This is a genomic window from Mucilaginibacter sp. P2_A4 (genome assembly GCF_056405015.1).
Map to the genome: position 1 here is coordinate 217,418 of NZ_JBFUCX010000012.1, position 24,518 is coordinate 241,935.

A 24,518-nucleotide genomic window follows, 5' to 3' on the forward strand; every position below is an offset into this window, starting at 1 on the left:
TCACTTTTTGTACTATTTTTTCAATAATACAATACACTTATCTATTTCTTGCACAAAGTCGTTAATTTTTTGCTTAATGTCAACACTTTTTTCATTTGTTTCTGAAAATGATTTTGCAAGTTTCAATACACGAAGCTTTTCTTCCAGGTCTTTCGTCTTATTTTTGCTTGCATCAAGTGCAACAGTAAGGGCCTCACTCTCCAGTTTCAACAAATCATTTTCCTCCTGCAGAGCAGCGCAGAGCTCAATTAGCCTTTCGGTTTTCTCAACTATCTTATTTAACTGTTCTGCTACTGAAGGCATTTTTAATTATTGATTTACTAAATTTCGGAATTATTCAATTTATTTACCGACTTAATAAAAAAGCGAAAAATCACTAATTCACTAACTCAATAATTCAATAATTACTTCCTAATCTCCGCTCCTGCTTCTTTTCCTAAATTATAAATTAATTTCTGCATTATGGAATCAATGGCTTTATCGGTAAGCGTTTTTTCGCTGTCCTGTATAATAAAGCTCAGCGCATATGATTTTTTACCCGCCGGCAATTTATCGCCCTGGTAAACATCAAATACACTAACTTCCTGCAATAGCTTGCGTTCTGTTCTCTGCGCTATTTGTTTAAGCTGACCAAATGAAACAGCCTTATCAACCAACATAGACAGATCACGACGTACGGCCGGGAATTTAGAAACCTCCTGGTAAACTATTACGTTTTTACGTACCGCTGCCAATACCATGTCGAAGTTAAAATCAGCATAAAATACTTCTTTGTCTACGTCTACCTTTTTTAGCGCGTTTGCGCCTGCTGTTCCAAATTTCACCAGCTGCTTTCCATTTAACATGTATTGCAGCCCGAAAGCCAGTTTACTACAGGTTGCATCTTCAACAACAAAGTCGGTAATGCTCAGTCGTTTCAAAATACCGTCAACAATAGCTTTCAGATTGTAAAATGAAACGGGCTTTTGCTTTTGGTTCCATTGCTCGGCCACATCGGCACCGGTAATGAAAATAGAAAAACGCTGAACCTCGCTGTATTTATCATCCTTTACACTGTACACTTTACCAAATTCGTAAAACTTCAAATCGGCACTGCGGCGATTTTGATTATAAGCAATTGCTTCCAAACCAGAGTACAGTAAGGTTTGGCGCATTACATCCAAATCGCTGCTTAAGGGGTTCAATATCTTTACCGCAACATCCAGGTTATCTGAATAGGCAGACTTTGTTAACGAATTGGATAAGATCTCGTTAAAGCCATTAGCTGTCAATAAATCCGAAATCTGGTTTTGAACGGTATCCTTCTCGGCCTTTTGCGAAGTGTTTAACGAAGCCCTGATCTGTGTAGGTATATGAATATTGTTGTAGCCATAAATCCGCAGGAGCTCTTCAACAATATCAACCTCCCTGGTTACATCAACACGATATGGGGGCACTTGTAACGACAGCGAATCCGCAGTTTCATTCACTATCTTGATATCAAGCGCCTCGATGATCGCCTTGATCTCGCCATGTGTAATTTCCTGGCCAATTAACCTATCAATATTTTTATAAGTAACATCGAAAGCAAAAGGTGCAACCGGAGCAGGATAATGATCAGAAATTTGTGACGATACCTTACCACCTGCAACCTGCTGTATTAACAAAGCCGCACGTTTCAACGCAAAAACAGTCATATCCGGATCTGTACCACGCTCAAACCTAAATGATGCATCGGTTTTTAAACCGTGGCGTTTAGATGTTTTACGTACCGATACCGAATTGAAATAAGCACTCTCCAGGAAAATATTTTTAGTAGTTGATTTAACCCCGGATTGCGCGCCGCCAAAAACACCGGCAATACACATTGGCTCTTCGGTATTACCAATCATCAGGTCATTCTCTGATAATTTGCGATCAACGTCGTCCAGCGTTTTAAAAACAGTTCCTTCGGCGTAATTTTTAACCAGTACTTTATCCCCTTTTATCTCATCGGCATCAAAAGCATGCAATGGCTGCCCAAGTTCATGCAGCACATAGTTGGTAACATCCACAATATTATTGATAGAACGGATGCCGATAACAGCCAGCCTTTCCTTTAACCATTTCGGCGATTCCTTAACCTCAACGCCACTAATGGTTAAACCAGAATAACGCGGACTTGCCTGCTCGTTCTCCACCACAACCTCAATAGTCCGGCTGGTATTATCAACCTTAAACCCGCTTACATCAGGTTTTTTTATCCCGATCTTTAAAAACGCGGCAATATCACGGGCTGTACCTAAATGCGATGTGGCATCCGCACGGTTAGGTGTTAAGCCTATTTCGTACATAAAGTCGTCATGCAGTTTGAAGTAGTTTTTTGCTAATGTGCCAATTACAGCATCAGCATCAAGCACCATGATACCTGCGTGATCGGTTCCCAGGCCTATCTCATCCTCGGCGCAGATCATTCCTTCAGATACCTCACCACGGATCTTTGATTTATTGATCTTGAATGGTTCACCTGCAGTTGGGTATACAGTAGTACCCACAGTAGCTACAACCACTTTTTGCCCCGCAGCCACATTAGCAGCTCCGCAAACAATTTGGAGGTCTTCAGGGCCGCCTACATCAACTTTGGTGATCCGTAGCCTATCAGCATTGGGGTGTTGAACACACTCTTTTACAAAACCTATCACCAGGCCTTCTAATCCGCCGGGAATGGGTTGCACTTTTTCCAGGCTTTCTACCTCCAAACCGGTACCGGTAAGGATGATTGAAATTTCCTGGGGAGTTTTATCGGTATCAATAAATTCTTTAAGCCAGTTATACGATATCTTCATTATTCAGAAATGATAATCGGCAAAGATATAAAGATTTCGGATGTGGGATTTCGGATTTGGGATTTATTTAATTTGAAGATGCAGTAATGTGAAAATGTTTTGCAAACCATCTGCACATTTGAAATCTGAAATTTGCGCATCTGCCCTCACATCAAATCAGCATCGGCCAAACTGGTAAAGCCATTGTCGGTGATAATGAGGTGATCAAATATACTGATATCAAGTAGCCTGCCGCCTGCAATTAATTTTTTGGTGAGTGTAAGATCTTCCTGGCTGGGCTTCAAATTACCCGATGGATGGTTATGTACCAATATAATCCCACTGGCCTGGTGCTGTAAGGCGGCGTGAAAAATAATTTTAGGATCACATATCGTTGCGGCCAAGCCACCTTTGCTTATCAGCTCCCTGCCTAACACTTTTTGCGAGCGCCCCAGCAATATGATCCAAAACTCCTCGTGGTTCAAATCCACCAGGTGCCGGCGCATGATATTATAAGCATCGCGACTACTGCCAATGGTATCTACCGCTTTTGTTTCGCTGTCGTTACGCCTGCGGCCGATCTCTAATGCGGCAATGATAGATATGGCCTTGGCCTCGCCTATTCCTTTAAATTTAGATAATTCGCTAATGGAGGCTTTGCCCAGTTTATTCAAATCATTCTCGTAATGGTGCAGAATGCGCTTGCTGAGCTCAACAGCGGATTCGTTGCGGCTGCCCGAGCCTATCAGGATGGCAATCAGTTCGGCATCGGTTAAGGCCCGTCTGCCCTGTCCGCTTAGTTTTTCGCGCGGGCGATCTTCCTCGGCCCATGATTTTATACCGATCTTGTTATCGTAGTTTTCCACGGCATTAAAGTATGAAAAACCTTGCAAACAAAAAAAGGGATGATACCGATGGTAAAATCCCTTTTAATATTTTAGAAGCTAATGTTAGCTTAAAGTATTTACAAATTTAGTAAGCTTCGATTTATTGTTTGAAGCTTTGTTTTTGTGAATAACGTTCTTTTTAGCTAAACGGTCCAGCATAGAGATCACTTTAGTTAATAGAGCGCTTGCATCAGCTTTGCTGGTAGTGCCTCTTAATTTTTTAATAGCGTTCCTGGTTGTTTTAGCCTGGTACCTGTTGCGCAGACGCTTCGCAGCGTTTGATCTGATTCTTTTTAAAGATGATTTATGATTTGCCATCGTATAGCTTTGTTATTCTTTTTCTACTTATTTTAAGGACTGCAAATATAGGGCGATAAATTTAAATATGCAAGTTGTTTTTAATTTTAGTTTTCAAGTTAAATTCAGTTGCTTAGCTCGTTTTGGGAACTGTTAAACCCATCGGGGTTAAATTATTAAAACAAATTTAACCTAATGCTGCTTTTTTCAATAGTCAACCAACGCAACATGACAAGCAACAGCACAACCAGGTTCAGTAATCGGGTGGATGATTATGTGAAGTACAGACCCCACTACCCCAAAACTATTGTTGAATTTTTGGAGGATAATTATGCTCTATCCAGAGATAAATTAATTGCGGATATTGGAGCCGGTACAGGAATATCAACAGCATTATTCCTCACTGCCGGCTATAAAGTAATAGCCGTAGAACCCAACCTGGAGATGAGGAAGAAATCAATAGAACTATTGAACCTTTTTCCCGGATTTAAAGCTATAAATGGAACTGCCGAAAATACATGCCTTGAATCGGGCAGTTTGGATGCGGTTATAGCCGGGCAGGCATTCCATTGGTTTGATGCTGTAAAAACAAGGGCCGAGTTTAAAAGAATATTAAAGCCCGGTGGTTTTGTCGCGCTGATATGGAATGAACGAAAAACAGAATCGGATTTTGAAAAAGAGTATGATCAACTCATTATAAAACATGGTAAGGATTATGTTAAAGTTGACCATCGTAATATTGATAAGGAACACATCGGTGCTTTTTTTGCTCCCGAACCAGTTAAGCTGGAAGTATTGCAAAACAAGCAGATATTTGATTTTAATGGATTGGCCGGTCGGTTACTTTCCTCATCGTATATGCCTGCAAAAGATGAAACAGGGTATGAATCAATGATGGCCGATTTAAAAAACCTTTTTAATAAATATCAACAAAATGATGTGATCACCATTAATTATGACACCAAGCTTTATGTAGGAAAATTATAGTTCCTCTGCCCTAAAACTCAAAACTTAAACCCATATTTACTTCATGAAGCGGAGTATCGTTTTAGGTTTATCAGGCATCGGTTTAATTATACTCTGCTCGTCATGGGGTTTCTTTGCCCATTATCGCATCAACCGCATGGCCGTTTACACCCTCCCCAAAGGCATGTCACCTTTTTACAAGGCCAACATCAACTATATTGTTGAACATGCTGTAAGCGCCGATAAACGCCGTTACGTTGACTCTACAGAAGCACCCAGACATTTTTTTGATGCCGACCACTATGGCAAACACCCCTGGGCCGCCATGCCCCAGAAATGGACCGACGCGGCAGCCAAATATTCGGCAGATACATTGGATAAGTATGGTACAGTTCCATGGACCATACAATACCAGTATTATAAACTGGTGCGGGCGTTTAAGGCTCATGATACCACTGCCATTCTCAACACATCAGCCAACCTGGGTCATTACATTGCCGATGCTCATGTGCCCTTACATCTTACCCAAAACTATAATGGCCAGTTGAGCGACCAAACCGGTATACACGGTTTATGGGAAAGCCGCATACCCGAACTTTGCAGCGATAAGTATAATTTAAAGGTTGGTAAGGCGCATTACATTGAAAACCCTTTGGCTGAGGCATTCAGGATCTGCCGCACATCCTTTAAAAGTGTGGATACCGTATTGCGTTTTGAAAGAATTTTGACCAGAAGTTTCCCGGCTGATAAGAAATACAGCATGGTGCTGCATGGCAAAAAAGAGATCAAAGATTATTCACCAGCCTATACCCTGGCCTATCAAAAAATATTAAAAGGCATGGTTGAACGGCGAATGCGTGCGTCAATCCTCTCGGTTGGTAGTTTCTGGTATTCGGCATGGGTTGATGCCGGCCAGCCAGATCTCCCTTCGGTTACTATCAGCATTAAAACATCCCCCCGTTTACCCAAAGCGGCAAAAGAGTAGGTTTTTTTTAATAAAGTTTAATATTATACTGTTTGCCTTTTACGTTTAACAGTGCGGCCTTTTACAGCGGCGTAAATTGGCGGAATAATTGATATCAGGATGATGGCTACGCCAACCAGTGAGAAGTTCTTTTCAAAAAAAGGAACCTTGCCCAGCCATAATCCCGCAAACAGGAAAACAACTATCCATGAAGCCCCGCCAATAATATTATACAAGCTGTACTTTAAAAATGGCATCCGGCCAACCCCCGCCACAAATGGCGCAATGGTACGGATGATAGGCATAAACCTGCTAAAAATAACAGCCTTTGCTCCATGTTTATCAAAAAAAGCCTTGGTTTTTAAGTAGTAATCCAGCTTTAATATCTTGTTATGTTCCTTAAATACTTTTGGGCCCAAAAAGTTGCCCAACAAATAATTCACCGTATTGCCGGCAAACGCGGCTACAATCAATATAATAGTTAATAAATAAATATCCAGGCCCGATTTTTCGCCGGCTATAAGGGCGCCTGCTGCAAACAACAATGAGTCGCCGGGTAAAAAAGGAGTAACAACAAAACCGGTTTCCGCAAAAATGATGGCAAACAATATCAGGTACGTCCAACCCTGGTATGCACTGGTTATTTGTACCAGGTGCTTATCAATATGCAGTATAAAATCGATGATACTTTTTATTACTTCCACTTTTTTAAATTTTGCCCAAAAATAGAAATATAAAAAGAATTGCCACTATTGGGTAGCTTTTATCAATAAATTATTAGTTAAAACCGCTGCGCCAAAGGCAACAGAATCTGTACGCCCCACAATACCCTGGGTATAAATTGTATATGCACGACCATCCAAAAGCGTCACATTTTTTAGCGTATATTCTACTTTTGATGGGGTGCTATGCACGTTTATGGTGAAATTATAATTACCTGTAGGTATACTGATATATGGCGAAATGGTATTAAACGACCGGTTGCTAAATGCCAGTGTGTCATTCGCCCGCAAATCAAGCGTAGGCGATGTGGGTGATGTGTGTACAAACCTCACTTTAGCCCTTCCAATTGGTGGCAGGGTTGCGGTATCTAATGATAGTAAAGAATTTTTAATGGTACTATCTTTCAGGAAACCTGTCAAAAAAAGCGTGTATTTGGCGTTGGCTCTTAATACCGTATCAATTTGAAAAGGAATATTTAATGCCGCCGCGGTAGCTGTTCTGAATTGTAATGGAGGGGTAATGGTTGACAAAAAAAAGTAACCAGAATTAGTGGGATAAGTATAAGTGACTCCATTACCCTGCTTTAAAGAGTTTTGATATAAATTTAATGGCTGCACATCTGAGCTTAAATTGATGATCTGTATCTGCGTGTTTGAGTTCGATATGTTAGTTGATTTACCGCACGATGCTATAAAAGGAAGCAACATAATTACTACGGCAAACGTAAATAATGAAACCAATAAACCGCTTTTATTTTGATTAACCATTAATGTACTTTTATTTGTTTGTTATAAAGCCGGTACCAAAGCTTGCTGCATTTTTTATACTGCCATAGCCATAATAGGTATATATGCCCCCCGCTGTAAGCGTAACCGTATCCCGCACTACCGGGGTTAACGGCACCGATGACTGATAAATAGCCAAATCAACTATGCCTGCCTTAACCAATACGTAAGGAGTAGTTGTTTTATAACTTACGCCGGTAAATTTCACCTCGTTTAATGTACCCTCAAATTTCAAATCAAGCGCTACAGCATCGGGTGAGGCATTTACAAACCGCACTTTTGCCAAACCACTGGTATCAGCAACCAATACATCGGCAGTTTTAAATATATCATTTTCGGTTGTGCCCGATACGTACAATGAGTAAACCGAATCTTTACTAAAATTAAGCGATTTACTAAACGACGGCACCGAACTACCACCAATCTTAACCGAGTAATTTTGCGCTCCGGCCAAAACAGCAACATAACCCAATGTTCCGCCGGGGTAATAGGTGGTGGTATTATTAATGCGGGTGCCGTTCAAATAAAAATTAATATTATTGGTTGATGCGTTTATCAGGTTAACCCGGGTTGCGGTTGTTGCGGTGGGTGCATCGCTATTTTTTTTACAGGATGCCCAACATGCCACAGCCACAATCATAAACAAAGCTTTTATCCTGGTATCCATATTAATTATAAGCTATATAACTGTTTACCGTAATTTTTGTTATCACCGGCGAACAAAAAAGTCCGGTTTTTAAAGCCGGACTCGATTTTGGATTTATAATTTAAGTTAACACTTAAGCATAACTATTGAGCATAACCGGCATAACCAGCATCAGCACATCTTCATTTTCATCACCACCCTGTGGCAGCAATAAGCCCGCACGATTAGGTGTTGACATCTCCAAAGATACTTCTTCGCAACTTAAATTCTTCAACATTTCTATTAAAAAACGTGCATTGAAGCCAATTTCCATGTCTTCGCCCTCATACTGGCAGCTTAAACGCTCGTGCGCCTCGTTAGCAAAGTCAATATCTTCTGATGATATGTTCAGCTCGCTGCCATTGATTTTAAGCCTTACCTGGTGGGTTGTTTTGTTGGCATAAATAGCCACACGGTTTAACGATCCCAGGAAGGTAAGCCTGTCTATTATTAATTTATTAGGATTGTTTTGTGGAATAACCGCCTCATAATCAGGGTAACGCTCATCAATTAAACGGCAAACCAGGTTAATATTACCAAACTTAAAAAACGCGCTGGTTGAATTATACTCAACAGATACATTTACATCATCACTTGGTAAGGATGATTTAAGCAATGTTAATGCCTTTTTAGGCAATATGAACGATGTTGCGCTTGCAGCCTTAGCATCCTTACGACGGTAACGTACCAGCTTATGCGCATCGGTTGCCACAAATGTTAGATGTTGCTGGCTTAACTGGCAAAAAACACCTGTCATGGCGGGGCGCAACTCATCGTTACTTACCGCGAAAATGGTTTTATTAATAGCCTCGGCTAAAACAGATGCAGGTAAATTTACTGATGATGCATTTTCAACAACAGGTATTTTCGGAAAATCTTCACCATTCTCGCCGCTCAGCTTGTATTTACCGTCGCCGGCATTTATTTCAATGGCGAAGGTAGTATCATCAACAGAGAAAGCTACAGGCTGCTCTGGTAATGATTTTAGGGTCTCTAACAAAATACGCGATGGTATAGCTATGCGGCCATTCTCCTTTGCTTCAACAGTTAAGGAGGTGGTCATGCTGGTTTGCAGATCGGTAGCAGAAATGGTTAAGTTTCCTTCCTTTATCTCAAACAAAAAGTTTTCCAATATAGGCAATACGGTGCTGTTACTTAACGCGCCGCTTACCGCTTGCAGTTGTTTGAGTAAGGTTGTGGTAGAAACAATAAATCTCATATGGGTCTAATTAATCTATCAAAAATATAAAATTTAATGGGCATACTTTCGCTTGCGGATATAATGTTGAAAAATAGCACATATTAACACTAAAGCAAGTGGGCCTGCTGTATTTACCAGTTGCCAGTACAATTTTTCGTTACGGATACGGGCCCTGTTCAGCAGGCGAATCTTTATCTCTTTGGTACGCAGCGCAATAAGGCCAGAATCATCGGTCATATAATCGGCAATATTGAGCAGCAGATTTCTATTGCCGTAGGTTTGCTGTGTATAACGGTCATATCCCAACGGAAAAGGCGAACCATCCCCTCCCACCTGGTTCTTTAAAATATCGCCATCGCTTATCACCACCATCTTTGTGGGCACGCTTTCTGGCAGTATACTCACCTGCTCATTTAAACTATCAGGTAATGGGCGATTGCGCCAGTTTGATATAAATTTACCTTCCAAAAGCACGCCAACAGTTTTTGGTGTACTTTGAAAATCCTTAGGATTTGGTTCCTGCTCCAGCGCCTGTAAGGATAGCACATGGGGCGCACTCATCTTTTTATTATAAGGAGATGATGTTAACAGGATTGTTTTCTTAATGTCTTTGGTTTCGAGCAGATCAATTGTGCTTACAAATTCACTGTGAATAGCATCCAGGTTTTTTACTATGGGATGCTTTGAAACCGGCATAAACAAGGGGTTAAACAACCAGGGCAGCATCTGGATCTGCGCCTGCCCACCAACATTACCAGTACTTACTGGTATTGGCGAACAGTTCATATCTGCTATAAGGTCATAATTGACACGTACCCCATACCTGAAAAGCTGATCATCAAGATTCAATTGTTTTGCAAAGGCCAGTTGCTCGCCGCCATGCCCGCGCAGGCTATCCAGTTCGGCACTTACCTGGTCAATAGTCCATAGTACACGGCCACCACGCATAATATATTGGTCGAGCTTAAATTTCTCCAGTTCGGTAAATCTCCTGTCGGGTTTAGGGATCACCAGTAGTTTGATGTTTTGTAATGCTTTAAATGGAATAGTTGCCAGGTTTAGCCTGCCAACCTCAAACCCATCTGATAAAGCTTTCATAGCATCATTCAATTGCAGATCGGTTAATTCATGATGCCCTTCGGTAAAACCAATTTGTTGCTTGCCACCGCTTACCGCTTTTTTTATAGCCGATGAAAAGGCGTATTCTAAATTCTGAATAGAATTATTTAATTGTTCTTCTTCTGATGAACCTATCCGGGTTTGTATTAAATTTACTACTACTTCCTTGTCGCCCGTTTTTACAACAGCTTCCGGGAATATCAATTTTTCAGATACGCCGTCGTCGGTTTTAAAACTTAGCTTTTGTCCCACCACACCTTTTGCTCCCAAATCCTCATAGGTTTGCTTTTGCTGATCGGGAGATAAATTTTTGATAGATGCAATTAGGTCGACAAATTCAAATTGCAGGTGATGATGACTATAGGCGCTTAAATCACTAAGCATATCCTTTGTGGCATTTTGCAGGCGTTTCATCCCGCCAGGCAAACCATTGCCCTGCAGGTAAACAGTAACCTTTACCGGCTTCGGCAGGCCATCCATGATCTGCCTGCTTACTGATGATATGGTAAAACGCTTCTCGGTAGTAAAATCAATCCGGGTAAAAGCATATTGCGATAGTACGCCCAGGGCGATAAATACCGCTAACAGGCCGATCATGATTGTACCGCGCAATTCTTTTTGCCGCTGTTTTATCAGTACAAATAAGGTAAGCCAGGTAAATATCCCCGCTAACAGGATAAAGTAAACCAGGTCGCGGGTATCAAGTACACCGCGGCTTACAGACTGGTAATGTTGTGTTATACCTAAACTCTGCAAACCAAGCTCCTGCAGGGATAACAGCTGACTTAAAGAATCAAAACCGCTATAGAAAAAGAAACACAGGAAAACAGCTACAGTAAAAGCTATGATTTGATTTTTGGTGATAGAGGAGGCAAACAGACCAATAGCAGCAAATGCCGCGCCTAATAAAAACAAGCCGATGTATGATCCTATAACTGCTCCACTATCAATATTGCCCTGCGGCGTACCCAGCGTACTTACCGAAAAATAATAAACCAATGTAGGCAGCAGTGCAAAAAGTACAATAAGCAGGCAGGCAAAATATTTGCCCAGCACTATTTCCCAATCTTTTAAGGGGCGTGTAAAAAGTAATTCGAAAGTACCCTCCTTACGTTCCTCAGCTAATGACCTCATGGTAATAGCCGGTATCAGGAACATGAACAGGTATGGAGCGGTACTGAAAAGGCTTTCGAGCCCGGCATAGCCATAATCCAGGATGCTGGAATCTGGAAACACCCACAGGAATAAGCCCAGCACCAATAAAAATACGCCAATGGTAACATAGGCTACCAGCGAACTGAGGTATGATATTATTTCTTTTTTTAAGATGCTAAGCACTGCTGTATATTTATGCTGAAACGCCGAAATTACAACAATAATACACTAAAGCAAAGGTGTACTTTTGAATTATAAAACTTAAAAATCGCCATAACAAAAAAGTCCCGCTAAATAATACCGGGACCTCATGCAAGGATATTTACTTAATAGTTTTTTAATAAAAACTCAATATCCCCAATTACTAAAATTATCTACGGCAACCAAACTAACAACAAAAAGAGTTGCCGCCGCTACACAGCCCACTACCAATGCTATTGTAGCGCCGGGTTTCTTTTTTCGTTCCTCAAAATTTACATGATCTGAATCCCAATTTACAACCTTACCCTGCTCATCAAAGGTGAATTTTACGTACTTGTTAAAGGGTGTAAATTTATCAGTAGTTACCGTATTATGATTTAAACTGCCGTAAACGGTATTATATGTTCCATCGATTCCCACTTTTGTTTTTGAATGATAAAGGTTGGATGAAGTATCACAATTGTAAAGCCATTCGGTAAGGTGGTTTGCTTCTCGTTTTTCGTCGGGAACGCCAAATTGTTTCATAACACCATCTTTGGTGTGGTAGCTTACCATAACCTGTTTATGGGAATGGATTTGTTTACTGCAGCTGCATAATGACATCAAACCATTAATGCTTGCTAATACAATTAATAATGTTTTCATGATATTTTATTTTTAGGTTATTTAAAGGCCTGGCAACATTTTCCAGGCTTTAAACTTATCATCAAAACCGGGATTATTAGCTATAAAATGAAATAGCAGATTGTAATAGTAGATAAATGTAGTGATAATTACATCTGATTACAATGATCTGTATTACAGGATATTAATTATTTTCACAAATTATTTAGTGGGCCGATTTTCTCTTTCTCAAAGTGGCCTTTGATGCCTGTAATTTTACTAAAATATCATCAGGAAGGTGCAGGTATCAACCTAACCGTTTTTATCGCAATAAAAAATCATCGCAATAAAAAAGCCCCGGCAAATGCCCGGAGCCCTGGTATTTAGGTTTAATGAAATTACAACCCCAAACTAAATGCAGCGCTTAATGCAAGCCTGCCATAATTGCCCTGGTAATAATTTAAGCTCGCGCTCTCGAAACGATTTTCGTAGCCTAAACTTAAATCTAAGCCTGCTTTACCCGATGAGCCAAAGCGAAAAGAATAACCCAGGTTGGGCGAAACCAATAATGCAAGCGTTTTATCGGTATAATACTCATGGGGCGAGTTTACATTTAGTGATGCCCCAATATTACCCTCAAAGTATAGTTTGTTGGCTATATAAACCCTTGCGCCTATTTCTAACGGAACAAAGGCAGCGGCCGAATAATTAACATGCGTACCACCACCATTGCCAGGATTAATATAAGAATAGAACCGGGTTTGGGGAATAAAAAAGCTGTACCCTGATGTAAGCGTAAGGCTCAGGGGTATAGATTTAACAGGTATTTCATACTTTACTAAAAATCCGCTGGCGTAGGTATAATTGTCGGCAGCAGCGCCTAATGCACCACCATATATAAAACCAGCGCTAACGCGTGGGTGCGTGTTGTAGTTAGTTTGCGCATGGGCATCAACTGCAAAGCCAGTTAAAATTGCCATTGCAAGCAATAATTTCTTCATATAAGTGATAAGGTTATTCATGGTTAAGGCATTTGAAATCTTTACGTTAGCAAGTTTGCAAATGCAACAAACCAGGTAAAATAATATGTGCCTTGTAAATATTTAATAAAAAACCCCGGTATCTAATACCAGGGTTCATCAATACTTTTTTTATTTGATTACAAACCAAGGCTAAAAGCCACATGGCAAGCAATCTGGTTGTAATTACCATAACCACCCGCAGTGTAGGAGTTACCCATGCCATCGTTATATAAAATAATGCTTTTGCTACTTTCCAAACGGGTTTCATAGGCCAGGCTAAGATCCAGGCCAAACTTTTGAGACGAGCCAAACCTAAAACCATAACCTATGCTTGGCGAAAGAACCAATGCAACAGTTTTGCTGGTATAATCGCTGTGGTTGGAGTTAAGGTTAAAGGAAGCGCCGGCTGCACCTTCAAAAAATAGTTTGCCGGCGTATACACGGGCACCCAACATAACGGGAGCAAATGATGCCAGTGAACCGCTGCTATAATTACCTTCATTGCTGTTGTAGCCAAAATAGTAACCGTCTTTTGACACAAAAAAAGTATAAGCTGCCGAAGCGGTGATACTTACCGGGCTTGATGCTATAGGAAATTCAAGCTTTACATCTACACTGCCCGCTGCGGGATAATCGCCGGAGTGTGATCCTATTGTGCCACCGGCTCCAAAACCAGCGCTTAATCTGGGTGTACGGTCTGCATCGCCTCCAAAGGATTGGGCGTTGGCGCTAACAACAGCGCATAATAAAACAACTAACGCAAGTACGTTTTTTTTCATATGATTATAATAAGGTTAAGTGGCGCAAACTTAGCTGATTAAATTCATTTATCAATTGGTAAGACTAATAAAAATACCTTCAAGCGTACTTTTATTATTTTTACCCAGCAAGCCTTTAAGGGTATCATCGGCTACTATTTTTCCCTTGTTAATAATGATCACTTTATCGCATACAGCTTCAACTTCCTGCATGATATGGGTAGATAGGATAATGGTTTTGGTTTTACCCAGATCGGTAATTAACTGGCGAATGCCAATAAGCTGATTAGGATCCAGGCCGGATGTGGGTTCATCCAGTATCAGCACATCGGGATTGTGCAGAATTGCCTGGGCAAGCCCCACACGCTGGCGGTAGCCTTTAGATAGCTGCCCTATTTTTTTATGCTGCTCGGGCCCAAGGCCGGTTTGCTCAATAACTTCGGCTATGCGCTTTTCGGGCTCCTGCATTTTATGGATGCCTGCAATGAACGCCATCGACTCTTTTACATACATATCCAGGTAAAGCGGGTTACTCTCTGGCAGGTAGCCAATGTGCCTGCGTACATCAAGCGACTGGCTCACTACATCAAACCCGCATACAGATGCCGTACCCGATGTTTGTGGTATAAAGCAGGTAAGTATCTTCATGGTGGTTGATTTACCCGCGCCATTTGGCCCCAGGAAACCCAGCACGCCGGGCCCGGCAGTAAAACTAATACCATCAACCGCTTTTTGATCGCCGTAAACTTTTGTCAATGCTTCTACCCGGATACTCATGCCGTAAAATTAGAAGAGTATTTCGGATTTCGGAATTTCGATTTCGGATTTATTTTAGATTGGGGGTGTCCGTCCGTCCGCAGGTGTCCGTTACCGTGGGACAGTGGCAATTAACAACTACCTCAATATAGTTACCGGTCCCGACAGTTTTTGGTTATCCTTTTGGGTGTCTATAATGTAATAATAGGTGCCGGCTGGTAGTTGCTTACCGTTCATTCGTCCATCCCAGGGGTATTGGTACCCTTTAGATTGATAAACAGCCGCGCCATAACGGTTGTAGATACTTACCGTGCAATTAGGATAAGATAGTAATGCTGCAATATTCCAGGTATCGTTACTTCCATCGCCGTTTGGAGTAAAGGCATTAGGTACAATTATTTTTACGGGTATTAATACAGAAACGGTGATGCTATTGGATGTAACCGATGGGTTAACAATACATTTGCCTTCAATAAGAATACCACAGGTAACCACATCGCCATCTGATAAGGTGTTAGAAGTAAAAGTGGCACTGTTGGTGCCTGCTATTTGCCCATTCACCATCCAGGTATATGCCGGTACAATCGGAACATTGGCAGATGCCGTTGCCTTGAAGGTGATAGGTGTACCTATATCAACCGTTGTTGCCGATGATGTGATAACCAACTCCGTAGTAACATTAGGATCGGCACTGAGCGAACCCGGGTTTGATACCGGCGATGAAACCGGCGCACATTGATCATTATTGGTAACTATACAGGTAATCACATCGCCGGTTTTTAAGGTGGTACTGGTGTAAACCGCACTGTTATCGCCGCTGTTATTACCGTTCAGCCTCCATTGATAAGTTGGGTTATTGCCGCCGTTTGTGGGCGTTGCGGTATAGGCTAGCAATAGCCCATCGCAACTAGCATAAAAATCGGGACTGATTTTTACTGATGGCGTTATCAGAGGGTTTACCGTTAACGTTTGTGAAACCGGTAAAGCTTCATTATATAAATTACTCCCACCTTGCGAAACAGTGATAGTAGCACTACCAGGGCCCGCAATATGAATATCCCCTACTTGTGAAACGGTAGCAACGGCAGGATTACTACTAATATAGGTAAGTGGAATAGTTGAATTTGAGCTTACAGCACCTGCAAAAAAATCAGCGTCACATGCCTTTTTAATGGCTATAGCCGGAAACACGATAACCTGGTCCTGAGTTATAGTATAGGGCACCGATACAGGGGCGGCATCACTATAATTCTCGTTACCTTGCTGGTTTGCTGTAATAATTGTAATTCCCGGTGCAATTACATGGATCTGTCCGTCTGCCCCTAAATAAGCAACCGCCGGATTACTGCTGGTATAAGCTATTGGGGTTTCGTTATTGGTACTGGTAGCCTCGGGATGTAAAATATTATCAGCATCAATTTTAATTTTTACCGGAGGGGGGAAGGTAATTACTGATGGCTTTAATATTATAGAAAGTACCACTTCTAAATTTAAGGTAGTGCTGTTGCTTCCACCTCCATTGTAAGCCGTAATTGTATAATTTGTTGCTGGCCATAAAACGGTGGGCGTACCTGTAATAATACCGGTTTTAGGATCAAAAATCAAACCAGCAGGCAAGGCTTTATCTATGGTATAACCTGATATAATTATTTTCCGGATCAGTCTACGGCCATTTTCAGCCAAAAATAAATTACCCTTACCATCCAAAACTAATCCAATGGGCGAAATAAAAGAACCCGAAAGTGTGGTAACTACACCCGCCGGACTTATTCTTTTAACAGTAGAACTGTATTGGTCGGTAACATACACATTACCTGTACCATCAACCCTCACATCACGCGGAAAATTTAGCCCTCTAGCAAATGAAGTTACGTCCCTTGCCGGCGTAATTTTTCGTATTGCATTATTGCCTGCATCTGCAACATACAAATTCCCTGAAACATCAAGTCCAACTCCAGTAGGCGTACTAAAAGCTGCCGCCGACCCATTAGCATTTTTAAATCCCGCATAACCATTGCCCGCATAAGTTGTTACTACTCCCGCGGCTGTTATTTTTCTAATTAAGTTATTGCCCTGATCGGCTACGTAAACATTGCCAGCCGCATCAACTGCTAAACCCCTCGGCCCGTTAAACCGTGCCTGCGAACCAGTACCATTGACCGAACCGAGCACCTGCGCTTTTCCGGCAAAGGTTGTTACCAAACCGTCAGGGGTAATTTTTCTTATCAAAGCATTTCCCAGGTCGCTTACATACAAATTGCCGTTATTATCCATAGCCAGTGCGTCTGGCTCATAAAATGATGCAGCAGCACCTAACCCATCCGCATAACCGATTGAACCTGACCCGGCAAAAATTGACGAATTTCCGGAAGGAGTAACCTTATAAATAACGTTTCTGTCAAAATCTCCTACATAAATGTTTCCGGCAGCATCCGTTGTAACCCCGGCCACTATACCAAAATTACCGGGACCAGCAGCGATACTTGCTGTGCCATATATTGTAGCAGGGACCGCGCCGCCTGTATTTGCAGGTGCCAAAGGCGTTATGGGCTTGTTAATTACATAAACATGCGGAGTTGTATACTTTATTGCCGGCGCCTGGGCATATATGTACTGTGTATTAAATATCAATAAAACAACCAGTAATACAGCTGAAAACCAAGTAGAAACAAACGACCGCATAAATAACCTAACCATGTGATAAAGTGCGCCAAAAGTAGGTTATTTTCACAACAAACCGATATTATTTGTGGCGATGTTATTGCCGCCCCTACCGCTCAAATACCACCAGATCTGCACTTGCACCCAGCCCAGTTAAAATACCGTTAATGGCTTCCACCATTGGGTCGGGGCCGCAGATGTAGAAGTGTTTGGTAAAATCGCTTACTTCAGTTTTTAAAAACGCTTCGTTGATGCGGCGGGTATCGTGAATGCTATCCTTTTGGGCGCTTATTAAAAACAGCGCATCGGGACCGAGCATACTTTTGAGTTCATCAGCCAAAATAATATCCACATCCGTTTTGTTACTGAAAAATAACTTGTTGCCTGCAAGCTTCCTCTCTTTATTTAAATGCCTTAAAATGGCTATAAAGGGGGTAATACCAGCACCGCCGGCAATAAAGTAACCAGGGCCCTTGTATTCTATAGCACCCCAGGCATCACGCAGTATCAATTCGTCGCCGGCATTTAATTTGCTCAACTGGTTGGTAACGCCTTCATCACTATCGGGGTATATTTTTATGGTGAACTCGAGGTATGGGTCATCGGTAAGGCAGGTAAAGGTGAAGGGATTTTTTTTATCCTTCCAACCATCCTGATTTATGGATAGCTCTGTTGCCTGCCCCGGTGTAAAGGTAAAACCGGCAGGTTTTTCCAGCCTGAATTGTTTAACATTATGGGTTACGTACCGGGTTGAGATGATCTTTACAATGGTTTCCATAGGGCTTATCAGTTATTTAAAGCTAACTAATAAAAGTGTTTTTTTATCAATTAGTTTTAACTCCTTTAATGATTTGGGGATTTCGGAATTGGGATTTCGGATTTGGGGATCTGCTCTTACAAGTGTCCGTCCGTTCGGAAGTGTTGGACACCTGCGGACGGACGGACACCCCTCGTTGGATTTGGGATTTCGGAGTTGGGATTTGGGATTTGATCATTTTAGTTTGGCAAACATGCAGGTGTCCGTCCGTTCAGTAGTGCTTGGACACCTGCGGACGGACGGACAGGTTTGTGAGATTTGGGAGTTGGAAATTGGGAGTTTGGTAAAGAAACATCGATGCCGTTAATGAGACTATCTTTATTAACTTCAACCTACCCTTACCGCAAATGAAATTAAAGTTTAAAATAAGCCAATCAACTAACCTCCATCCTCAATTATAACCGGCAAAATAGTATCGCTGTTGGATGATGGTAAATACAGGATTAACCACGTAACCGATAGCAGCGTTGAATTTGATGAAAACCCCTGGAAATTGATGTGGAATTTTGAGGCAGCGAAACGATTAGATGGCGGCAAATTTGAAATCAGCATGTTAAACAACGAGGCATTGATAACCTTTACCTGGTACAAAAACTTAATGGCAACAGTGTTGATACTGGCTGCCCTATCAATCACCTTAATACACGAGGGTGAATACTATGCCCCATTGTTTTTTGTTGCATTTTATATTATTGCCATATCTATAAACATAGTTACACTACGAAGTATAGCAAGAGAAATGCTAAATAAAATAGTTGAATAGTCTGCCTTATTTTTTTTTGCTGATGTAATTTTTAAAAACCGCGTTTTTTAAAAATACTTATCCAATAGCCTATATATATATTAGTATATATATATATGTGTGACCTTGACTGTGTACGGATGCACCCTGCCTGTAGAATATGTTGGTTTGTTTGGGTGTCCGTCCGCAAAGGGGAGTGAGACAGTTTCGGACACCTTGCGGACAGGGTTGAGTTCCTTTCCATCTGTTTGTCTGCCTGTCCGTCCGTCCCGGGAAGCCCATGTAACCGGACACCTTGCGGACACCTGGATTTGTATAAAATATACAACACCCTCTCAAATATACAGAAAATTCTTTAAAATAAAGAATAAAATTAATTTAAACGAAGGGAAAGGGTAGTAAATTGAAGGCAAACAACGTAAACTAACCAAGGCTACGACTCACCCTGTCGAGGCTACGCCCGACACCCCTCTCTTCAACTGCGTTGGAAAGAGGGGGCTGAAAATTTTAAATTAGCTTTTTTAACCCTCTTTCCGGCGCAGCCGAAGAGAGGGTCGACCGGCGAAGCCTGGTCGGGGTGAGTCTTCGCCAGCATACAGAGACGGTAGCCCGGTATAGCGGTGTCCGCAAAGCGTCCGCAAAACACGGTCACCGGGAACCGGACGGACACTTTGGGTCGATAACCGCAGCTGAGTTCTTTTTGTAGAGACGCATAATTGCGTCTCCCGCAGGACATTCAGAATTTGCAAGGATGATTTGCATGCCGGAGACGCAATTATGCGTCTCTACAGGAAGATGTATTTTGCCCCAAAACACACCTTTCGCCTTTTACCTTTTACCTTTCCGCCTAAATTGTATCTTTGCAGCTATTATGAGCAAATCAACCGACGAACTTTTTAAAAATGTTATATCGCACGCCAAAGAATATGGCTTTGTTTTCCCTTCCAGCGAGATCTATGATGGTTTAAGCGCTGTTTATGATTACGGCCAGAATGGTGCCGAATTAAAGAACAACATTAAAACCTACTGGTGGAAAGCCATGGTGCAGATGCATGATAACATTGTTGGTATTGATAGTGCCATATTTATGCACCCCAAAATTTGGAAAGCCAGCGGCCACGTTGATGGTTTCAGCGACCCGATGATCGATAACAAGGATTCAAAAAAACGTTACCGTGCCGATCAGCTTTTGGAGGATAAGATTGACCGTTACGATAAAGATGGCAAGACTGATAAAGCGGAAGCTTTACAGCACGATATGGATGAGGCCCTTAAAAATGAGGATCTGCCCCGTTTAAAGGAACTTATTATTGAGCATGACATTGCCTGCCCTGTAAGCGGTACCCGTAACTGGACAGATGTACGCCAGTTTAACCTGATGTTTAGCACCCAAATGGGCGCTGTAGCTGATGATGCGGATGTGGTTTACCTTCGCCCGGAGACTGCTCAGGGAATCTTTGTAAACTACCTTAACGTGCAAAAATCGGGCAGGATGAAAATCCCTTTCGGTATTGCGCAAATAGGTAAGGCTTTCCGTAACGAGGTTATTGCCCGCCAGTTCATTATCCGCATGCGTGAGTTTGAACAAATGGAAATGCAATACTTTGTACGCCCTGGCACGCAAAAAGAGTGGTTTAACCAATGGAAAGAAGCCCGTTTAAAATGGCACCTTGCCCTGGGTACCGATGCTGCCAAATACCGCTACCACGAACACGTAAAACTGGCCCACTATGCCGATGCTGCCTTTGATATTGAGTTTAACTTTCCGTTTGGCTTTAAAGAAGTAGAAGGAATACACAGCCGTACAGATTTCGACCTGAGTCAGCACCAGAAATTCTCGGGTAAAAAACTGCAATATTTTGACCCCGAGGTTGATCCTGAAACGGGCAAACCTTATGGTAACTATATCCCTTATGTAATTGAAACCTCTATAGGTTTAGACAGGATGTTCCTGTTAACCATGATTAACGCGTTCGAGGAGGAAGACCTGAGCACCGAAGAGAAACAGGATAGCCGTACCGTACTGCGCCTGCACCCTTGCCTGGCCCCGGTTAAAGCTGCTATTTTCCCACTAACCAAAAAAGATGGTTTGCCAGAGAAAGCCCGCGAAATTATGGATAGGCTGAAGATTGATTTCAACATACAATATGAAGAGAAAGACGCCATTGGTAAACGCTACCGTCGCCAGGATGCCATTGGTACACCTTTCTGCATCACAGTTGATCACCAGACTTTGGAAGACGATACCGTAACCATCCGTTACCGCGATACCATGGCCCAGGAGCGTGTAGCATCTGCCGATCTGGATAAGATCATTGGCGACCAGGTGAGCTGGAGAAACCTATTGAAGTAAAAAAGCTATTACTCATTGTCATTCCGACGAACAACGGAATGACACGAGCACTGGGGTGAGGAGGAATCTTATATAAGCGACAAGCAAACATGCAGGTCGTATAAGATTTCTCCTCACCCCTTTCTTTTTCCCTACGCCTGTTCGTTCGAAATGACATAGAGTGTTTGATTATAGCAATAATCTTACATATTAAGTTTGTGTTAACCCGCCCATCTATGTAAAATGATTATGTAATTTTGACTACAATCATTACTATCATGAAACAAAAGCTACTCATTTGCTTAGCAATATTAGCAACCTCATTAACTACCTACGCCCAAACGCCGGGTAAAATAGCCCAAACCGGGCAGGTATTATTACCCAACGGCTGGAAACTTAGCCCGGCAGGCACCTCATTACCCCTTGGCGATCTGCCTTTAAACATCCAGCTATCCACATCGGGCAAGCTGCTTGCAGTTACCAATAACGGCCAAAGCACGCAGTCGGTTCAACTTATTGATCCAAAGAACGAAAAGCTATTGGATGAAAAAGTGGTACGCAAATCATGGTATGGTCTTACTTTTAGTCACGATGAAAAGAAACTGTACGCATCAGGCGGTAATGACAACTGGATCTACGTTTTCAATATAAACAATAATAAGCTTGGCACACCGGATACCATTAAGCTGGCGGCCCAGTCATGGCCTAACAATAAGGTATGCCCAACCGGGATGGCTATTAATAAAAGTGATACCCGCCTGTATACCGTTACAAAAGAGGACAGCACTTTATACATTGTAGACCCGGCAGCAAAGAAAATTGTAAAACAGGTAAAACTCCCGGCCGAAGCCTATAGCTGCCTGTTATCTCCCGACGAAAAAACGCTTTACATCTCCCTATGGGGCGGCGATGAACTGGGCTTTTACAACATTGCCACACAAACCCTTAGCACAATAAAAACCGAAAGCCACCCTAACGAGCTGCTTTTGAATAAAAAGGGCAATTACCTGTATGTGGCCAATGCTAATGACAATTCGGTTTCGGTGGTAAATACCGCCAGTCATAAAATAATAGAAACCATAGCAGCAGCCCTTTACCCTACCCGCCTAACCGGTTCCACAACTAACGGACTGGCTTTATCAACCGATCAAAAAACGCTGTACATTGCCAATGCCGATAATAATTGCCTTGCAGTATTTGATGTTACTAAACCCGGCAGCAGCCGCAGCATGGGCTTTATCCCGGTAGGCTGGTACCCTACCAATGTAAAAGTACTGGGTAAAAAAATACTGGTTGCCAATGGCAAGGGTTTTACATCAATGCCCAACCCTAAAGGCCCTCAACCCATCCTTAAAACCGACAACAGCGGTTACAAGCAGGGCGCTACCAACAGCCGTGAGCAATACATTGGCGGGCTGTTTAAAGGTGCACTATCATTCATCAACACACCAGGAGCAGAGCAGCTTAAGGCCTATACCAAACAGGTGTATGCCAACACGCCCTTCAGTAATAAAATTGCTAAAACAGCCCACGGCGAGCAGGGTAACCCTATCCCAAGGCGCATGGGCGAAAAATCGCCTATTAAATATGTGTTCTATATCATCAAAGAAAACCGCACTTACGACCAGGTTTTAGGCGATATGCCGCAGGGTAACGGCGATACTTCATTATGTATCTTCGGTAAAAAAACTACGCCAAACCACCATGCTATAGCCAATGAGTTTGTTTTGTTAGATAACTTTTATGTAGATGCCGAAGTAAGTGCCGATGGCCATAACTGGAGCATGGCAGCCTACGCTACCGATTTTGTGGAGAAAACCTGGCCAACCAGCTATGGCAGTCGCGGTGGTAATTATGATTTTGAAGGAACCCGCAAGGCAGCCTACCCGCGCGACGGCTTTATATGGGATTATTGTAAACGTGCCGGTATAAGCTATCGCACTTATGGTGAGTTTGTGAGTGATGGCAACCCCGGCAAAGCGAACTTAAAATCGCTGGAAGGGCACTATTGCAAACAAGCTCCCGGCTTTGACCTCAACGTGAAGGATGTGAAACGGGTAGCTATCTGGGCACATGATTTCGATTCCCTGTTAACTATAAATGCTGTACCAAGGTTTAACAGTGTACGCATCTCCAATGACCATACCAGCGGACAAAGGAAGGGCGCCATATCGCCTACAGCCGCCGTCGGCGATAACGATTTGGCTATAGGCCAGTTCATCGAGCACCTTTCAAAAAGCCCAATCTGGAAAGAATCGGTAGTGTTTATTTTAGAAGATGATGCCCAGAACGGTCCGGATCATATTGATGCACACCGTTCGCCTGTGTTTGTTGCCGGGCCTTATGTAAAGCGTAACGCGGTTATCCATGGCATGTATTCCACATCGGGCGTATTGCGTACCATCGAACTGATATTAGGTCTGCCGCCGATGAGCCAGTATGATGCCGCCGCTATGCCATTGTATGATTGCTTTACCAGCAAACCCGATCTTACACCTTACATAGCTAAACAAGCCCAGGTTGACCTTGAGCAACGCAACATCGCGGTGAATGAAAGTAGTAAACGATCTGAACTGTTCAATTTTGCCAAAGAAGACGCCGCGCCTGACATTGACCTTAACGAAGTGATATGGAAATTTGTTAAAGGGGAAACGGCAGTAATGCCTGCACCAAAACGCAGCGCTTTTGTAATTTTAGAGCAGAAAAAAGAACAGGATGAAGATTGATTTTGTCTGAACCGGAATTTATAGAATTTATAGAATTTACCTTTTTCTTTTAGGCTGTCTAAAAATAAAAAACAGGTCGTCATTGCTGTAAAGGTCAGATAATTCGGTAACAGAATTAGCTTTAACTAATAAAGCTAAAAGTTATGCGGAACATAAACAACGATCTTACCTTAAAGCGAAATTACCTGAGCAAGTACCGTTTTTTAATCGGTGAATATGAACAGGTAAAGCGTGGTGAACATACTATTTTTAGGTTTGCCAAAGATTTCTATTCAGCTCATGATACCGATCCGAGAAGTTTTTTAAAGTATTATAACCGTTTTAAGCAGTCAGGT

General features: G+C 42.1%; 21 protein-coding genes. 6 read left to right on the top strand and 15 right to left on the bottom strand.

Going from position 1 to position 24,518, the window contains the following annotated elements:
- Positions 1 to 12 precede the first annotated feature (12 nt).
- The 4 genes from AC1DYB_RS21825 to rpsT form a co-directional block, all read right to left on the bottom strand.
- Positions 13 to 303, bottom strand: a complete 291-nt coding sequence (locus AC1DYB_RS21825) for a hypothetical protein (RefSeq protein WP_295717229.1) — start codon at positions 301 to 303, stop codon at positions 13 to 15.
- A gap of 101 nt (positions 304 to 404) precedes the next feature.
- Entirely contained in the window at positions 405 to 2,804 is a 2,400-nt protein-coding gene (gene pheT / locus AC1DYB_RS21830; RefSeq protein WP_477437957.1) for a phenylalanine--tRNA ligase subunit beta, read from the bottom strand.
- Positions 2,805 to 2,950: 146 nt separating this feature from the next.
- Complete coding sequence (gene radC / locus AC1DYB_RS21835; RefSeq protein ID WP_477437959.1) at positions 2,951 to 3,649, bottom strand: RadC family protein; 699 nt, start codon at positions 3,647 to 3,649, stop codon at positions 2,951 to 2,953.
- An 84-nt stretch (positions 3,650 to 3,733) separates the two neighbouring features.
- Positions 3,734 to 3,988 carry a 30S ribosomal protein S20 gene (gene rpsT / locus AC1DYB_RS21840; RefSeq protein WP_295717223.1) on the bottom strand — a complete coding sequence of 85 codons (255 nt, stop codon included), beginning with the start codon at positions 3,986 to 3,988 and terminating at the stop codon, positions 3,734 to 3,736.
- A 174-nt stretch (positions 3,989 to 4,162) separates the two neighbouring features.
- Between rpsT and AC1DYB_RS21845 the strand changes: the two genes are divergently transcribed.
- Positions 4,163 to 4,954, top strand: coding sequence for a class I SAM-dependent methyltransferase (locus AC1DYB_RS21845; protein ID WP_477437961.1), 792 nt, complete (start codon positions 4,163 to 4,165; stop codon positions 4,952 to 4,954).
- 43 nt (positions 4,955 to 4,997) lie between these two features.
- The gene (locus AC1DYB_RS21850; protein WP_477437963.1) at positions 4,998 to 5,918 is read left to right on the top strand and encodes a zinc dependent phospholipase C family protein; all 921 of its coding nucleotides are present in this window, start codon (positions 4,998 to 5,000) and stop codon (positions 5,916 to 5,918) included.
- A gap of 23 nt (positions 5,919 to 5,941) precedes the next feature.
- On the opposite strand, the gene AC1DYB_RS21855 is transcribed toward AC1DYB_RS21850, so the two are convergent.
- The 11 genes from AC1DYB_RS21855 to AC1DYB_RS21905 all read right to left on the bottom strand — a co-directional run bounded on the left by AC1DYB_RS21855 (position 5,942) and on the right by AC1DYB_RS21905 (position 18,344).
- Positions 5,942 to 6,601 carry a VTT domain-containing protein gene (locus AC1DYB_RS21855; protein ID WP_477437965.1) on the bottom strand — a complete coding sequence of 220 codons (660 nt, stop codon included), beginning with the start codon at positions 6,599 to 6,601 and terminating at the stop codon, positions 5,942 to 5,944.
- Between the two features lie 45 nt (positions 6,602 to 6,646).
- Positions 6,647 to 7,387, bottom strand: coding sequence for a DUF4397 domain-containing protein (locus AC1DYB_RS21860; RefSeq protein ID WP_295717216.1), 741 nt, complete (start codon positions 7,385 to 7,387; stop codon positions 6,647 to 6,649).
- A gap of 10 nt (positions 7,388 to 7,397) precedes the next feature.
- Entirely contained in the window at positions 7,398 to 8,072 is a 675-nt protein-coding gene (locus tag AC1DYB_RS21865; protein WP_477437967.1) for a DUF4397 domain-containing protein, read from the bottom strand.
- 112 nt (positions 8,073 to 8,184) lie between these two features.
- Positions 8,185 to 9,309 carry a DNA polymerase III subunit beta gene (gene dnaN / locus AC1DYB_RS21870; protein WP_295717212.1) on the bottom strand — a complete coding sequence of 375 codons (1,125 nt, stop codon included), beginning with the start codon at positions 9,307 to 9,309 and terminating at the stop codon, positions 8,185 to 8,187.
- Positions 9,310 to 9,342: 33 nt separating this feature from the next.
- Positions 9,343 to 11,748, bottom strand: a complete 2,406-nt coding sequence (gene gldG, locus AC1DYB_RS21875; protein WP_477437969.1) for a gliding motility-associated ABC transporter substrate-binding protein GldG — start codon at positions 11,746 to 11,748, stop codon at positions 9,343 to 9,345.
- A 165-nt stretch (positions 11,749 to 11,913) separates the two neighbouring features.
- Entirely contained in the window at positions 11,914 to 12,411 is a 498-nt protein-coding gene (locus AC1DYB_RS21880; protein WP_477437971.1) for a hypothetical protein, read from the bottom strand.
- A gap of 356 nt (positions 12,412 to 12,767) precedes the next feature.
- Positions 12,768 to 13,391 carry a hypothetical protein gene (locus tag AC1DYB_RS21885; RefSeq protein ID WP_477437973.1) on the bottom strand — a complete coding sequence of 208 codons (624 nt, stop codon included), beginning with the start codon at positions 13,389 to 13,391 and terminating at the stop codon, positions 12,768 to 12,770.
- Between the two features lie 137 nt (positions 13,392 to 13,528).
- The gene (locus AC1DYB_RS21890) at positions 13,529 to 14,170 is read right to left on the bottom strand and encodes a hypothetical protein (RefSeq protein ID WP_477437975.1); all 642 of its coding nucleotides are present in this window, start codon (positions 14,168 to 14,170) and stop codon (positions 13,529 to 13,531) included.
- A gap of 51 nt (positions 14,171 to 14,221) precedes the next feature.
- On the bottom strand, positions 14,222 to 14,926 hold the full coding sequence (locus tag AC1DYB_RS21895; RefSeq protein ID WP_477395013.1) for an ATP-binding cassette domain-containing protein: 705 nt from the start codon (positions 14,924 to 14,926) through the stop codon (positions 14,222 to 14,224).
- A 117-nt stretch (positions 14,927 to 15,043) separates the two neighbouring features.
- Positions 15,044 to 17,602, bottom strand: coding sequence for a T9SS type B sorting domain-containing protein (locus tag AC1DYB_RS21900; RefSeq protein WP_477437977.1), 2,559 nt, complete (start codon positions 17,600 to 17,602; stop codon positions 15,044 to 15,046).
- Between the two features lie 73 nt (positions 17,603 to 17,675).
- Complete coding sequence (locus tag AC1DYB_RS21905) at positions 17,676 to 18,344, bottom strand: flavodoxin reductase (RefSeq protein WP_477437979.1); 669 nt, start codon at positions 18,342 to 18,344, stop codon at positions 17,676 to 17,678.
- Between the two features lie 460 nt (positions 18,345 to 18,804).
- Between AC1DYB_RS21905 and AC1DYB_RS21910 the strand changes: the two genes are divergently transcribed.
- The 4 genes from AC1DYB_RS21910 to AC1DYB_RS21925 form a co-directional block, all read left to right on the top strand.
- Positions 18,805 to 19,146 (top strand): hypothetical protein, encoded by a 342-nt coding sequence (locus AC1DYB_RS21910; protein WP_477437981.1) that lies wholly within the window; start codon positions 18,805 to 18,807, stop codon positions 19,144 to 19,146.
- An 850-nt stretch (positions 19,147 to 19,996) separates the two neighbouring features.
- On the top strand, positions 19,997 to 21,478 hold the full coding sequence (locus AC1DYB_RS21915) for a glycine--tRNA ligase (protein ID WP_477437983.1): 1,482 nt from the start codon (positions 19,997 to 19,999) through the stop codon (positions 21,476 to 21,478).
- A 257-nt stretch (positions 21,479 to 21,735) separates the two neighbouring features.
- A complete protein-coding gene (locus AC1DYB_RS21920) occupies positions 21,736 to 24,183 on the top strand; it encodes a bifunctional YncE family protein/alkaline phosphatase family protein (RefSeq protein ID WP_477437985.1) in 2,448 nt (815 codons plus the stop codon).
- Positions 24,184 to 24,326: 143 nt separating this feature from the next.
- On the top strand, positions 24,327 to 24,518 hold a 192-nt coding region (locus AC1DYB_RS21925), incomplete at its 3' end, for a hypothetical protein (RefSeq protein ID WP_477437987.1).

Excerpts from the sequence above, each read along its gene's own strand:
- AC1DYB_RS21865 (WP_477437967.1), bottom strand. The coding sequence starts at position 8,072 with ATGGATACCAGGATAAAAGCTTTGTTTATGATTGTGGCTGTGGCATGT.
- AC1DYB_RS21850 (WP_477437963.1), top strand. The coding sequence starts at position 4,998 with ATGAAGCGGAGTATCGTTTTAGGTTTATCAGGCATCGGTTTAATTATA.
- AC1DYB_RS21880 (WP_477437971.1), bottom strand. The coding sequence starts at position 12,411 with ATGAAAACATTATTAATTGTATTAGCAAGCATTAATGGTTTGATGTCA.
- pheT (WP_477437957.1), bottom strand. The coding sequence starts at position 2,804 with ATGAAGATATCGTATAACTGGCTTAAAGAATTTATTGATACCGATAAA.
- AC1DYB_RS21825 (WP_295717229.1), bottom strand. The coding sequence starts at position 303 with ATGCCTTCAGTAGCAGAACAGTTAAATAAGATAGTTGAGAAAACCGAA.
- AC1DYB_RS21900 (WP_477437977.1), bottom strand. The coding sequence starts at position 17,602 with ATGGTTAGGTTATTTATGCGGTCGTTTGTTTCTACTTGGTTTTCAGCT.
- AC1DYB_RS21915 (WP_477437983.1), top strand. The coding sequence starts at position 19,997 with ATGAGCAAATCAACCGACGAACTTTTTAAAAATGTTATATCGCACGCC.
- AC1DYB_RS21895 (WP_477395013.1), bottom strand. The coding sequence starts at position 14,926 with ATGAGTATCCGGGTAGAAGCATTGACAAAAGTTTACGGCGATCAAAAA.
- AC1DYB_RS21890 (WP_477437975.1), bottom strand. The coding sequence starts at position 14,170 with ATGAAAAAAAACGTACTTGCGTTAGTTGTTTTATTATGCGCTGTTGTT.
- AC1DYB_RS21920 (WP_477437985.1), top strand. The coding sequence starts at position 21,736 with ATGAAACAAAAGCTACTCATTTGCTTAGCAATATTAGCAACCTCATTA.
- AC1DYB_RS21860 (WP_295717216.1), bottom strand. The coding sequence starts at position 7,387 with ATGGTTAATCAAAATAAAAGCGGTTTATTGGTTTCATTATTTACGTTT.
- AC1DYB_RS21905 (WP_477437979.1), bottom strand. The coding sequence starts at position 18,344 with ATGGAAACCATTGTAAAGATCATCTCAACCCGGTACGTAACCCATAAT.
- rpsT (WP_295717223.1), bottom strand. The coding sequence starts at position 3,988 with ATGGCAAATCATAAATCATCTTTAAAAAGAATCAGATCAAACGCTGCG.
- dnaN (WP_295717212.1), bottom strand. The coding sequence starts at position 9,309 with ATGAGATTTATTGTTTCTACCACAACCTTACTCAAACAACTGCAAGCG.
- AC1DYB_RS21845 (WP_477437961.1), top strand. The coding sequence starts at position 4,163 with ATGCTGCTTTTTTCAATAGTCAACCAACGCAACATGACAAGCAACAGC.
- AC1DYB_RS21885 (WP_477437973.1), bottom strand. The coding sequence starts at position 13,391 with ATGAATAACCTTATCACTTATATGAAGAAATTATTGCTTGCAATGGCA.